The sequence below is a fragment of the Rhodohalobacter sp. SW132 genome (assembly GCF_003390325.1).
Lineage (GTDB): Bacteria > Bacteroidota > Rhodothermia > Balneolales > Balneolaceae > SW132.
Genome location: NZ_QUOK01000001.1, coordinates 655353 through 668964 on the forward strand (window position 1 = coordinate 655353; position 13612 = coordinate 668964).

Consider the following 13612-nt stretch of genomic DNA (forward strand, 5'->3'; position numbering starts at 1 on the left):
TTAACCGGTCTTTCAACCCCCAAAACCATTCATGAATAAACCGGCTCTTGCGACAGTATTTTTGGTAGTGATGATCGACCTGCTCGGGTTCGGCATTGTGCTGCCGCTGCTGCCGTTTTACGCACAAGAGTTTGCCGCCTCAGCCGTGACCATCGGGCTGCTTTATAGCGTTTATTCCTTTATGCAGCTCATTTTTTCACCGATCTGGGGAAGCCTCTCCGACCGAATCGGGCGACGGCCTATCATGCTGCTGAGTACGTTCGGTGCCGTTCTTGCCTACATCATTTTTGGCCTTGCAGAAACGCTGGGCGTGCTCTTTTTCTCACGAATCATCGCCGGTGTGATGGGGGGTAATATATCAACCGCGCAGGCCTATATCGCCGATGTGACCGATAAAGAGAACCGCGCCAAGGGAATGGGGCTGATTGGTGCGGCGTTTGGTATCGGGTTTGTCGTGGGACCGGCATCCGCCACTCTGCTAATTCACTCCTCCTTTCACGATTTTATAGCCGGTATCGGGTTTGTGGAGTTTGCCGACTGGATGCGCGCCAATAAATTTGCCCTGCCCGGATTCTTTGCCGCTGCCCTATCATTCTGCAGTTTTCTGATGGTGCTTTTTAAGCTTCCCGAAACGGTGGATACGTCTAAAGAGAAACCCGCAGGTATGAGCCGGCCAAGTGTATTCACCCCGCGGTTCTGGCGTGAACTCTCCAGGCAGAAGAGCCTCACCTCACGCGGATTTCTGATCCCGCTGATCATCGGCTTTTTCCTGCTCTCCTTTGGCGAATCGAGCCTCTACAGCGCCTTTCCGCTTTTTGCCGAACAGGAACTAAACCTGACGGCCGAACAGGTGGGGATCCAGTTTTTCTATATCGGTATTGTAGCCGTTGTGATCCAGGGGTTTCTGATCAAACCGCTGACAAACCGCTTCAACGAAGAAAAACTCTTCCTGACCGGAAATATCCTGATGATCATCGGCCTGGCCTGTATTCCGCTCGCCGGCTCCATGACCCAGCTCGCCCTGGCGCTCTGCCTGATGGCGGTGGGCAAAAGCCTCAACACACCCACCATCACCAGCCTGATCTCCCAGGAAGCCGATGAAGAACATGTGGGCGCCGTAATGGGAACTGCCCAGGGGATGTCGGGCCTCGGACGGATGATTGGCCCTACCTGGGGCGGCGCACTCTTTGCGATCTATTTCGGTCTTCCGTTTGTCGCCACCGCAGCCATTGTTGGCGGAACCCTCTGGATCGGGTGGAGACTGCTCGGCACAGGAGACAAATAGGACGCGGAACTGTTGAGAGCTGACTTCGTCAGCGTGGAACTTTTGAATTGTCAAATTGCAGATATGAAAACTGCCTTTTGAGTAATAATCATTTTCGTAACGCTCCGAAATTAAAATTTTTACAGTTCAACATCACGTTGAGCGTAGTTAAAAGACCGCGGATCCCCCGCATAGATCCCTTTTTAAAAATCCTCGACAACTTTGCCGCGATTTATGGGTCCGTAATATAGGTTGATATCAATTTTTTCATTTAATTCGATTACTTATATCTAAAAATATCATCGGTGACACCGAATCATTTCATCTGCCATACGCAAAGAAGTCGTGGGGTTGATTAAATCCGGTAAACTCAGTAAGCGGCTTCTTCGTATTATTACCGGGTTTTAAAGATCACAATTTACCTGTTTGAAAATTTGAGTACATTTCACCCAGTCAACATACCCTAAACCACTGCGTGACGGTGCTTTTTAACTGAACGCAGCCAAAAAACTTTTAAAAAACTGATTATGAATAAAACTCTATTCGGCTTTGGCGTACTTCTTATAGTATTAGCAGTGGGCATGACAGGTTATTCCGAACAACAATCTTCAGCTGAGATCATCTATATCGGAACGTTCTCCGGCCAGGGCAGTGAAGGTCTATATGTGTATGAGTTCGACAGAAGCACAGAAAAAATGATGGAAATTCAAATCGTCAGTGACCGGGAAGGCCCAAATTTCCAGGCAATCCATCCAGATGAAAACTACCTCTATTCTGTCAGCGGTCAACCTTTTTCCGAAGATACAGATTATGGAACTGTATCCGCTTATGAGATTGATGAACATTCTGGTAAACTCACTCTGATAAATGAGCAATCTGTTGAAGGCAGGGGCACCGCTCATGTAAGTGTAGATCCAAAAGGAAGGTTTGTATATGTATCAAATTATGGTGAAGGAAATTTAAGCGTCTTTTTGATTAATGATGATGGCAGTCTCACAGAAGCTGTTGATGTCGTGCATCATGAAGGAAGCAGTGTAAATGAGCAACGGCAGAACAGGCCGCATGTTCATTCAGTCATTCCCTCAGCTGACGGCCGGTTTATCTATGTTCCAGATTTAGGAATCGATAAAATCATGATTTATGAAGTAAATGAAACCACAGGAATTCTAACACCTGCCGAAACACCTTATGCTGAAAGCACTCCCGGATCGGGGCCGAGGCATTTCACGATTCATCCAAATAACGAATTTGCATATTCAGCCGAAGAACTAAGCTCAACTGTGGCTGTTTATACCATTGACCCGTCTTCCGGGGCATTAAATGAAATACAGCGTGTGAGTATGCTGCCTGAGGGTTTTGACGAATCCAGTTCGGCAGCTGACATTCATATTTCGCCCGATGGACGATTTCTTTATGCATCCAATCGCGGGCACGACAGCCTGGTCATCTTCGAGATCGATTCCTCAGACGGAGAACTTTCCTTGGTCGGCCATGAGTCAACCAGAGGCGGGCATCCCCGAAATTTTATGATGGATCAGCATGGTGAGTTTGTTTTTGTAGCAAACAGGGATAACAATAATGTAGTTGTATTCGCAAGAGACAAAGAAACAGGTAAACTAAATTATACGGGTGAAGAAGCCTCTGTTCCCAGGGCTGTCTGTGTGACTCAGTTTTTTTTACGTTGAATTGGGAGATCGCAGATCGGAGTCCGCGATGACTTTACAGGTATTGATACACTCTCACTTTTCACTTCTCACTTTTGCCTGTTAAGCAATTCCCGATCTCTCTTCGGCATTCCTGCCACTACCAGGTTGTACGAATCAGTGATCCATTCTTTGATCAGCTCATCCGGCAGATTATCCTGCATACTCACTGTATTCCAGTGTTTCTTGCTCATATGATAGCCCGGAACCACCAGTCCGGGATACATCTCCCGAAGCTCTATCGCTTTCACCGGATCACACTTCAGGTTGATGCTCTCAAACTCTTCGATATCACAAATCGAAAAAATCTTGCCCATCACTTTAAAGCAGAGGGTATTTTCATCAAACGGCAGATCTTCCGCTGCGCCGGAGAATGAAAGGCAAAAGTTGCGATACTCTTCAATATTCATCTCAAATATGATATTTAGATTTTAACTTCTGACAATAATTAAGCAAAAAAAATGCTTCCCATGATTATACAATTCCTTCTTTATATTAATCACTTGAGATTCAGAAATTTCTACACATAAATCAAGCAGATCCAAAACATGAAAAAACGGCTGAAAGAGATTGTTGAGCAAGATGAAAGTTCTGCAGGCAGAATCTTCAATCTGTTTATCATCGCTTTAATTCTCCTTTCTGTTCTCAGCATCTCCATAAAAACACTGCCCGACCTTGATGAATCGATCGTCCGCTTTCTCGAAATTTTTGAGCTTGTGGTAGTGATCATCTTTACGGTTGAATATGTTCTACGCATATATGTTGCCGACAAAAAACTGGGCTACATCTTCAGTTTTTATGGGGTGATCGACCTGATCGCTATTCTTCCATTTTATATCGCCACTGGCATCGACCTAAGGTCGCTGCGAATTTTCCGCGTATTACGCCTGCTTCCAATTCTCAAACTTGTACGGTACAGCGAGGCTGCTTCACTCCTGATGCGGGTTTTTAAATCCATCAGACGAGAACTGATCGTTTTCCTGTTTGTAACAATTTGCATGCTGTATGTTGCAGCAATCGGCATTTACTATTTTGAAAATCCCGCACAGCCCGAAGAGTTCAGTTCTGTTTTTCACAGCCTATGGTGGTCTGTTTCTACTTTTACACTACTTGGTTATGGTGATGTTTATCCTGTTACCTTAGGCGGGCGTATTTTTACTTTTTTTGTATTGATAACAGGCATTGCTATGATCGCTTTGCCGACGGGATTGGTTGCTGCAGCACTAAGAAAAGAGATCGATCTTGAACCAGAGGAATAAAAACATTTGTACTTCAAATAAAAACACCCTACTCAATTGAAGCAAAACAATATCTTTAGTATTGTTAAGTCTTTGATAAAAACATTTTATTGATTCTGCATTCATCCTTTACCGGGTACATTATAACCATAACCAAAATCACTGCATATGAATTGTGATCGTAAAACCTTCCTGAAAATGTCTGGCATGATGGCTTCCGGGCTTGCCGTTGGAACTCTGCCATTCTTAAAATCATGCGCCCCTGCCGAACAACAGGCCGACACTGCATTTGGCCTGCAACTCTATACTCTGCGGGATGTCATCACTGACGACCCTGAAGCCACGCTGCGACAGGTTGCCGAATATGGCTACACCGAAATTGAAAGTTACGAAGGCCCGATGGGTATGTGGTGGAATATGGGAAATAACGGCTTTAAAGATTTGATGGATGAGCTGGGAATGACCGCCATTTCAACCCATGCAAATGTGTTTGAAGATTTTGAACGCAAGGCAAATGAAGCAGCCGAAATCGGCCTGAAATTTATTGTATCTCCATGGATTGGTCCACAGGACTCCCTGGACGATTATCGCGAAATTGCGGATCAGTTTAATGAGATGGGTGAGATTGCAAACAGCGCCGGCATACGTTTCGCCTACCATAATCACGCCTACACATTTGAAGAGCAGGATGGCCAGATGCCGCAGGATGTTTTGATGGAAAATACCGATCCCGACCTGGTAGAGTACCAGATGGACATCTACTGGGTTGCTCTTGCCGGTGAAGATCCCGCTGCGTGGATTGAAAAGTATCCCGGAAGATTTACAACCTGCCACGTGAAAGACCTGAGTAACGGTGCCAATCCGGAATCAACGATTCTCGGGACCGGTTCTATTGATTACCAGGAGCTTTTGCCCTTTTCAGCCGAGCACGGAATGGAAAATTTCATTGTAGAGCAGGAAGCATACACAGGTACCACGCCGATGGATGCCATTCGCGAAAATGCCGAATATATGCGCGGTATTGACATTTAACTCAAATATCTGCCAATCCTGAAACCGGAGTGGCTCAGTTTATATTTTATTTCACTGAGCCTTCCGGTTTTTTTATCAAAAAAAGATTCACATTCCGTTAACCGGCCGGATCAGCCATCGGTTTTTGGTTCCTTCTGTACTTTTTCTTCAGAGTCTCTCTTCAACTTCTCCCGATATCGCTTCAGCCTGAAACTTGCCCAAATCCCCACGATCAGAATAAAAGCGAGCCCCCAAAAAAGACTCCAGAAAAGCGACAAGTTCAGTGCGAAATAATTGAGCGCAAAAATAATCACAAAAGCTACCACCGCCTGGATGGTGAATATTAACTTTAACTGTGTGTTCATCAACTGTGAAAACCGGTTTAGCATTCTGGTTTATGCCCGCTTGTAGCGAACGGGCTTATTAAGTCTTACCTTCAAAAAATATGAAAAACTCAGCAAAATATATTGCAGATCGCATTCGGCTGATGATTGCCACCAAGCAGTTCCAGGTCGGAGAGATGCTGCCCTCCACGCGGGAACTCGGCAGGCAGCTTGAAGTCAGCTTTCACACAGTGCGGAAAGCGTACGGCCATCTTGAAAATGAGGGATTGATAACCGGCGAGCAGGGGCGCGGATTTATCATCAACCGGCAGAATACATCCTTAGATAAATCACAACGTCTGGAAATCGGAGCAGAAAAACTAAAGGAAGTTCTTGAGGAACTGGTCGGATACGGACTGGATGAATCTGAAATTGAAATGCTTGTTGCCGAACAGGTTAGCTACATGGAGTGGCCCGACAGAATTCAGAGCTGCGCCACGATCGGCGAAACCCGAGAGCTGGCAACCATTTTAGCCAAATCTATCCGCGAACAGGTTGGCGTAAAAAGCGACACGCTCAGCCTGGCCGACTACGACAAAGCGCTCACTTATGATGCGCTCTTCATCCCTATTCAGCTTGTGAGTGAATTTCACGGTGCATCCGACTCCACCCGGATTATGCCGGTGGTCTACCATTATGATGCCGATGTTCTCATCTCCATTGTTACCCGCGCATCGCTGGACGCCATTGGTCTTGTGACAGCTGAAGAAAATTCGATTCAGAAAATCATCAAACAGTTAAAATCTTCCATCAACTTTAGCGGATCATTCGTTGCGGGCGCTACATACGGAAAATCGCTGCCCCTCTTTGTGAGAAACACCGATCTTGTGGTTTACACTCCTGCGTGTGCCCGGCTCGTAGAACAAAAAGTGCCGGAAAAAAAGCGTCTTAAACTGAATTACATCCTCTCTGATAAAAGCGCTGATATGATACGTGCTGAACTTTGGGATCAGTAATCCATTTCAGAAAAAAATTTTCTGTTTTGGCTGATGTTGTCCGCCCTGATCTGATATATTTAAAACTGCCGCCTGGAAGATAGGACACACCAAACACACTGTGATCTGTTCCAGTATACTGTAAACCGAGGGCTGCACGACAAAAAGCACCGGGATTTTATTGCAGAAAAAAGTCGACAGTGCTTCATTAAAATCTTAATTTACTTTGTTTCTTTTCGCAATCGGGCAGCCGGAATTTGTCGATGCCTTCTGTAAATAAAAGTTATGTCAGATATTCACGATTTGCTGGACCGGGCCTATGAAGCTCTTGAATCGGAGATCAAAGCCGTTCAGGAGAAACCTTCGAGTGACCTGCTGTTTAACGGGGAGAAAAGCAGCGTTCAGCCGCCCGATAAAGAGGTGGATTACAAATTTGAGTCTCACCAGCCTTCCATCCGGTTTGCAGAAGAGATTCGTGCTAAAATTGATGGTAAAGAGTATACCGTTCATCCGATCTCATTTGAAAATAACGAGCTGATTCTCCGTTTTCCGGAAGATGCAGGGCCTTCGATCAGCGAGTGCAGCGTGGAATGGGAAAATGATTTTATCCTGAAAAAAACGCTGCTTGAAATTGAACGGATCACAGATGCGGGCAAAGGTGTGCAGGAGCGAATTAAACGTCTTTTTAAGCCTGAAGAAAATTCTTTACCTGGCGATACAGAAATCAAGGAAGATGGCTACCGCAACCAGGCACAAATTGACGCCATCAAAAAAACGATGGTAAATCGTACTGTATTTATCTGGGGGCCGCCCGGAACCGGGAAAACAGCTACCCTTGGCTACATCATCGCAAATTACCTTAGAAACGGTAAATCTGTCCTCTTTGCTTCCAATACCAACCGCGCGGTGGATGTTGGCCTGCTTAGCACGCTGAGCGCCATTCGGGAAGTTGAAACCGGAATTCAGCCGGGAGAAATTTCCCGGTTCGGCGAAATCGCGCTTCAGGATTCCGGCCTGGAACCGTACGTTTTTGAGGACCAGGTTGACAGAAAGGTGAAAGAGAAAAAAGAGTCGGCCAGTGAATGGGTGGATCTGCTTGAACGCCGCGAAAAAACACTCCGTGCAACAAAAGAGCGGCTTCAATCCGGGAAAAAACTATCCGGAAAACTGGAACTTGAACTCAAATTGATTGACCAGAAAATTGAAGATCTCGGCGGGCGGGATGAACTTGAAATAAAAATTGAAGAACAAACGCGCATCAGCGAACGGAATGAACTGCGCCAGCGCCGGCTAGTGGCAACAACACTTGCCAAAGTGTGCACTTCGGACCTCTTTTTCGATCTCGATTTCGACGCCGTAGTCGTTGATGAAGGATCGATGGCCTCCCTGCCTTACATGATGGCGCTCGCCTCGCACTGCAAGTGGCATATGGTGGTTGTCGGGGATCCGATGCAGCTCCCGCCCATTGCACTCACCACCAACCGGGAGTCTCGCGAGTTTCTCGAAAAAGATATTTTCACAACCGTTTCGGGGGCTGAATCTACCGAAGAGCTTTTCCGGTGGCATGACGAAAATCCCGGAATTACCGCTTTTTTTGATACTCAATACCGCCTCGAACAATCCCTTGCGGATGTGATCAGCACCGTTTTTTACGAGGGCAGATTAAAAACCGGGAAACAAAGTGATGAACTTCAAGTGAATCAAAATGGGAAAGCATTTCACCTGGTTGACAGCTCCCGATACGGCGCCTACCTGGAACAAAAATCCGGCGAACGCGGATTCAAACCCGTTAACCTGGTTCACCAGGAGGTTGTAGAACGCCTGATTCAAAAGCTTGCAACACGCGGAGTTTCCATGAACCAGATCGGCATCATTGTGCCGTTCCGCAGTGCCGTTTACGATATGCGAAACAGGCTCTATGAATCGGGGATCCGAAGCGTTGAAGTTGGAACCATCCACACGTTCCAGGGCCGGGAAAAAGATTACATCATTTTTGATACTGTGATGAGCGGTGAAAAACAGCGCGGCTCGATCCGCCACTACTCGGTCCGCCCGCTGGATGAAAGTAAGAACGGACTGAGTGTTCCGCGACTGCTGAACGTGGCGTTTTCAAGAAGCCGGAAAGAGCTGGTTGTAATTGCTGATATGACTCATATCAAACGCGTGTATGGCGGTAAATTCCTGGGCCGCCTGCTGGATAGAATTAAATCGTAAAACGACCGGGGTTTTACTTCGGCAAAACTTCCTATACCGCAATTTCATATACCCTGATGGAATCTCCCACCTCCGGATCTTTATGAATGGAGTAGATTGTATTGTTGATGATTTCCTTTACATCGTCAAATTCAGATAATAAAAATCGCCCAACGGGGTTTCCCTGCAGATCCAATATCACAAACTCTTTTCCTTCTTCACGGTTATCAGTATGTAGCCAGATCTTATTTTCTGATACCCATGCATCAAGAAATGGTGGTTTCAAATCGTGAACCCGCGGCTCTACACCGCGCCGGTCATCTCTGTCGGTATCCCTGAAAGCATAATCAAGATCCTCTGCCGTCACCGGGCGATCCTCGACATCAAGGGTGATTGTACGATCGAGTGAGTGGTTTAAATCGTAAAATTCAATAGTGGAGAGTCCGGGCCTGGCTACAAGGTATGTACCATCGGGCCTCACCAGAAAACGGTCTGTATTTCGGTACGGAATGGTATTGATCCGGAATCCTCCATTCATCATAACGATATGAGGATTGGGGTTTTGAAGCAATTGCAGTGAATCCCGAACAATCTCACCGTTGAAATCAGCAATTTGAATGGGATACGACCGGTAATCTTCCGGATTTGTTACCAGGCTCTGAATATCCCGAATGACATTTCTGGGAGTTACATAATATTCATTCTCTGGCCGATAGCCAATCACGTTATTCCCATATTGATCATTTTGATCCGTTGAACGGGTTGATTGATATCTGAAAATGGAATTTTCATCAGGGCCAAATATATCGCGCCGGGCTCCCTGATGCTCTACCATAAGCTGGCCCTGCCCCGCATCTTTAATGAAGAAAAAGCTGGAAAGCTCTCCGGGACCTCCCCCTTCCGTTGCCACAGTTTGAAGGTGTTCACCCGATGCTGAAAATTGCTCCAGCGTAACACTTCCCCAGTCAGATACAAGAATTGAACCGTCTGAAGCCACATACAATTCATTTAATTGAGCCGGAAAATAGTTCTCACTTTCACCGGCTTCCATAATAAGCTCGAAATCAATTTCCGGTACGTTCGAATAAATGAGCTGATCATCCGACGGCCCCTCTCCGCTGCAACTGATAAAAAGTGGAACCCATAGGAAAAATGCGATGACAGAATAGTTTTTCATATAAGTTAAATGGCTTTTTACTAAGTAAGTAGTGAGGTTGATTATACATCTATTCCATAATTTTTGCAATTGAAGAATTCTCTTCAACTATCATTAAACGATCTTTGAATTTCAGAATTAGCTCTGAATTCAGTTTCTTATCAGAACTGCATATCAAAACTGTTCTAAACTCTTCAACCATGAAATTTTTACTACCCTTCATTATGCTTTTTGCCCTCTCAATTGATCATTCCAGCGCCCAGGATCGTGAACGGGTTCGTGATCTTGGGATTTCCCCCGGTATTTTACCGACCGGCCCTTTGAACGCAATCACAGATGTTGAAGGCGTGAAAGTGGGGCATTCTACAAAAATCGAGGGAGACGAGATTCGTACCGGTGTTACGGCCATTCTGCCTCATAGCGGAAATCTTTTCAGAGATCGCGTTCCGGCTGCGGTGTATGTTGGGAACGGGTTTGGAAAAGCGCTCGGCTTTACCCAGGTGCAGGAACTTGGTGAGCTTGAAACACCGATCGGGCTCACAAATACACTCAGCATTCATACCGTTGCCAACGGAATTACAGATTATGTACTCAGTCAGCCGGGCAATGAAAATGTCCGGTCCGTAAACCCGCTTGTTGGTGAAACCAATGATGGATATCTGAACAACATCAGGGCACGGGCTCTCGGCATTGAAGATGTGCACAGCGCCATTGAATCAGCAGAAACCGGAGCTGTTGAAGAAGGCAACGTTGGCGCAGGTACCGGAACGCGTGCGCTCGGATTTAAAGCCGGCATCGGGACGGCATCACGCCAGCTCCCGGATGACAGGGGCGGATACACGGTTGGCGTTTTGGTTCAGTCAAATTTTGGTGGAATCCTTACTGTAAACGGGGCCCCGGTGGGCGAAGAGCTTGGAAACCATTACATGTCTCATAACTTTGATGAAACGACATCAGAAAGCTCCTACGCTTCTGATGAACGAGATAAAACCGGGTACGATTTTGATGTAGACGGTTCGGTGATGATTATAGTTGCCACGGATGCACCCGTCACTTCCAGGAACCTGGAACGGCTTGCCAAACGGGCTTTCCTCGGAGTTGCAAAAGTGGGCGGATTTGCATCCAACGGAAGCGGTGATTACGTAATTGCATTCTCCACCCATGATGATGTTCGCATACGGCTTGATGAAGATGGGCCTGCACTTCATAACAGAGAACTCAAAAATGCAGAGATGACTCCTCTCTTCCTCGCCGCCGTCGAAGCCACCGAAGAAGCCATACTCAATTCAATCTTTACAGCCGGGGGGATGTCTGGCCATAACGGCAGCGAAATGGAAGGAATCCCGGTAGATCAGGTACTTGAAATCCTGCAAAAATACTCCGCTGTTCGATAAATACTATCTGATTTTGAAACTATAGTTCGATTTAGCCATTGTTATACAGAATAATAACGGCAACCGGCTTACAAATGATTTGTCCGACCGGTACTCAGTGTGCTCCTCGGCGTTTCTAAGGTTGTCTGATCACGGTGTGAACTATAGTTTTAACATCCACGTCAGGGGCTTTTTACCATCAGTCTAATCTTTGCTTTTACGGATGAAAGCTGCCACCACCGCAGACGTTACCACACCCATAAAAAACGTACCGATCACGCCCTGAACCATATAATTCGTAAGGCTGAAATACGCCTCTGCTTCATCTCTTTCCAATACACCACTGCTTACTGAATATTCAATCATATTCTGCAAATAATCTGGTGTGATAACGGTATGGATAATAATCTGCGCGAGTGGATTAAGGAGTACAATCACTATTGTAATGTAAAAACCACAAATTACGCCCTGACGCCAGGTCATCACGCCGGAATACGCTTTTTTCCTCTTCTCCAACAGAGCCGCCACAAACACCGCGATAGCCGGGAGTGCAAAAAACAAGCTTGCCGTTGCGTGGTTTGCAATATTCGTAGTATGCCATCCCATAATCCGTTCAAACATCATCCAGATCAGCATAACGAGGGTAAAGATTGCCCCCCATTTCAATTCATGTTTAAATTTATCCATCAACTATAATCCAGATTTGATTTTCGGACATTCAGGTACAGGCACCTTTTGATCCACTTTCACATTACCTGCTAAATCCATTGCAACGTTAGTTACAGAGATTCTGCACGGCTGAAATATCCTCGTCTGTGAGCATCACTGCAGGATAGTACTCTTGCTCGCCCATCCGGTTGTGCATCACGGATTCCGGATTAGAGAGATGCCCGATCCCCAATGCGTGGCCCAACTCGTGGGCAAGAATCAGCCGTAATTCTCTTTTATTCATAAACTGACTGACCGTGATAACTCCTCCTCTTCCGATTTTTTGGAATGTGGCTTTCGTAAAACGTAAATCCCCCGCATACTCACTGTTATACTGTTCAATCAGTCGATTATTCTCGTTTACTTTATCATTAATGTCATCCATCTCTCGATTAATTCTATCAGCTTTTTCATCCAGCCAAGCCCGTTCATTCATCCCACGTTCCTGCAGTCGCTCCACATCACTTTTTCTCTGAGTGAACTGCTCATACTCCTCTTCAGTAAACCCTCCCGCCTCATTTTTATCTCTCACCCATTCATTCAAAGAGCTAAGCTCATCCGTTGTACGCCCGGTGAGGTTCAGATATTCAGCAGAACGGGCATCAAACAACTCCCTTTGCTGCTCATGCTGTGCCTGCATCCGGTCGATTTGAGCCTGACCTGATCGTATCCTCTCCCTGAACCGAAGCTCAGCATCCGTTCGCTCCTGGCGTTCATCATAGACAAACCGAATGATGATATCTGCATCCTCATCACCCGGTCCGGCAGGTTCAAGAAACGATTTACCTGTACTGTTCCATAACGAAGCGGCCTCAGTAGCCGCTGATTTGACCTCCCCGGGATCAATCGCAAATTGAGTGTCTACCGTTCCGAGAGAAAAGCTCATCGGTTCGCTGCACGGTTTCTGCTGGGTAAATGCCGCAACCCCTCCAGAAATTGGTTTATAGATGTATACTCCTGCTGCAAGAAATGCAGTTATCACAATCAGCAGAAGATATTTTAGGGATTTTGACATGCAAACTGGGGTTTTTAACGTCTATAACACTCTGTAATCCAAACTTATTTTATCGGCATTCCTGATATGTACCACAAGTTTATTCCATCGGCACCCGAAAATCCATCCTTACAAATCAGAGTCGGGCGGGGACAGTAATAGTCATTTCACCGTGATTCTCAAATGTAAGCGTGAGCTCAAAGGTGTCGCCATCCTGAAGCTGACGGGTGAGCTGAATCAACATCACATGGAGACCGCCCTGTTCAAGACGCACCGTAGATCCAGCCTCTATTTCAAGGTTTTGAATCTCCCGCATCCCCATCATTCCTTCTTCACTTTCGTACGATTCATGAATTTCCACATTCCGGGCAACATCAGACGCTACAGAGCGCAGAATATCTGTTTCATCATCAAAATTAGAGATGATGAAATAGGCGGCACTCATTCTTCCCTCGCTTCCCGGGCGTGCCCACGCATCTTCGATATGAATTCCGGTAGCATCAGAAAGTGCTGTATCGCCCGAATCATCACTGCTTCCGCCACAGCCGGCTATCAGAAGGAGAATCCCGGAGAACAAAAATAGTGTTGTGATGATTAACCTGACCATATTTTAAGTATTACTTTTCTGTTAAAACAATTTTTTAATCGGAAAGC

The 13612-nt window shown here is 46.1% G+C and carries 13 protein-coding genes; 7 read left to right on the plus strand and 6 right to left on the minus strand.

The window, feature by feature from the left end; all coding sequences use genetic code 11:
- Positions 1–31 precede the first annotated feature (31 nt).
- On the plus strand, positions 32–1285 hold the full coding sequence (locus tag DYD21_RS02800) for an MFS transporter (protein ID WP_116031968.1): 1254 nt from the start codon (positions 32–34) through the stop codon (positions 1283–1285).
- A 506-nt stretch (positions 1286–1791) separates the two neighbouring features.
- Positions 1792–2949: a lactonase family protein gene (locus tag DYD21_RS02805; RefSeq protein ID WP_199535451.1), complete on the plus strand. Its 1158-nt coding sequence runs from the start codon at positions 1792–1794 to the stop codon at positions 2947–2949.
- 68 nt (positions 2950–3017) lie between these two features.
- Here DYD21_RS02805 and DYD21_RS02810 read toward each other — a convergent pair whose 3' ends face one another.
- Entirely contained in the window at positions 3018–3377 is a 360-nt protein-coding gene (locus DYD21_RS02810; RefSeq protein WP_116031971.1) for an MmcQ/YjbR family DNA-binding protein, read from the minus strand.
- Between the two features lie 138 nt (positions 3378–3515).
- Between DYD21_RS02810 and DYD21_RS02815 the strand changes: the two genes are divergently transcribed.
- Positions 3516–4226, plus strand: a complete 711-nt coding sequence (locus DYD21_RS02815) for an ion transporter (RefSeq protein WP_116031975.1) — start codon at positions 3516–3518, stop codon at positions 4224–4226.
- Between the two features lie 147 nt (positions 4227–4373).
- Positions 4374–5237, plus strand: coding sequence for a sugar phosphate isomerase/epimerase (locus DYD21_RS02820; protein ID WP_116031978.1), 864 nt, complete (start codon positions 4374–4376; stop codon positions 5235–5237).
- 110 nt (positions 5238–5347) lie between these two features.
- Here the strand turns inward: DYD21_RS02820 and DYD21_RS02825 are convergent, their stop codons facing one another.
- Positions 5348–5581, minus strand: a complete 234-nt coding sequence (locus DYD21_RS02825; protein ID WP_147303477.1) for a hypothetical protein — start codon at positions 5579–5581, stop codon at positions 5348–5350.
- An 80-nt stretch (positions 5582–5661) separates the two neighbouring features.
- Here DYD21_RS02825 and DYD21_RS02830 point away from each other — a divergent pair, with 80 nt between their 5' ends.
- Positions 5662–6555, plus strand: a complete 894-nt coding sequence (locus tag DYD21_RS02830; RefSeq protein WP_116031986.1) for a GntR family transcriptional regulator — start codon at positions 5662–5664, stop codon at positions 6553–6555.
- A 264-nt stretch (positions 6556–6819) separates the two neighbouring features.
- Positions 6820–8748, plus strand: a complete 1929-nt coding sequence (locus tag DYD21_RS02835; protein ID WP_116031989.1) for a DEAD/DEAH box helicase — start codon at positions 6820–6822, stop codon at positions 8746–8748.
- A gap of 31 nt (positions 8749–8779) precedes the next feature.
- Here DYD21_RS02835 and DYD21_RS02840 read toward each other — a convergent pair whose 3' ends face one another.
- A complete protein-coding gene (locus tag DYD21_RS02840; protein WP_116031993.1) occupies positions 8780–9904 on the minus strand; it encodes a hypothetical protein in 1125 nt (374 codons plus the stop codon).
- Between the two features lie 179 nt (positions 9905–10083).
- On the opposite strand from DYD21_RS02840, the gene DYD21_RS02845 reads away from it, so the two are divergent.
- Positions 10084–11277, plus strand: a complete 1194-nt coding sequence (locus DYD21_RS02845; RefSeq protein ID WP_116031996.1) for a P1 family peptidase — start codon at positions 10084–10086, stop codon at positions 11275–11277.
- 183 nt (positions 11278–11460) lie between these two features.
- On the opposite strand, the gene DYD21_RS02850 is transcribed toward DYD21_RS02845, so the two are convergent.
- The 3 genes from DYD21_RS02850 to DYD21_RS02860 all read right to left on the minus strand — a co-directional run bounded on the left by DYD21_RS02850 (position 11461) and on the right by DYD21_RS02860 (position 13565).
- Positions 11461–11943 (minus strand): DUF4199 domain-containing protein, encoded by a 483-nt coding sequence (locus DYD21_RS02850; protein WP_116032000.1) that lies wholly within the window; start codon positions 11941–11943, stop codon positions 11461–11463.
- 88 nt (positions 11944–12031) lie between these two features.
- On the minus strand, positions 12032–12979 hold the full coding sequence (locus tag DYD21_RS02855) for a matrixin family metalloprotease (protein ID WP_116032003.1): 948 nt from the start codon (positions 12977–12979) through the stop codon (positions 12032–12034).
- A 115-nt stretch (positions 12980–13094) separates the two neighbouring features.
- Complete coding sequence (locus tag DYD21_RS02860) at positions 13095–13565, minus strand: copper chaperone PCu(A)C (protein WP_116032006.1); 471 nt, start codon at positions 13563–13565, stop codon at positions 13095–13097.
- Positions 13566–13612: the final 47 nt, after the last annotated feature.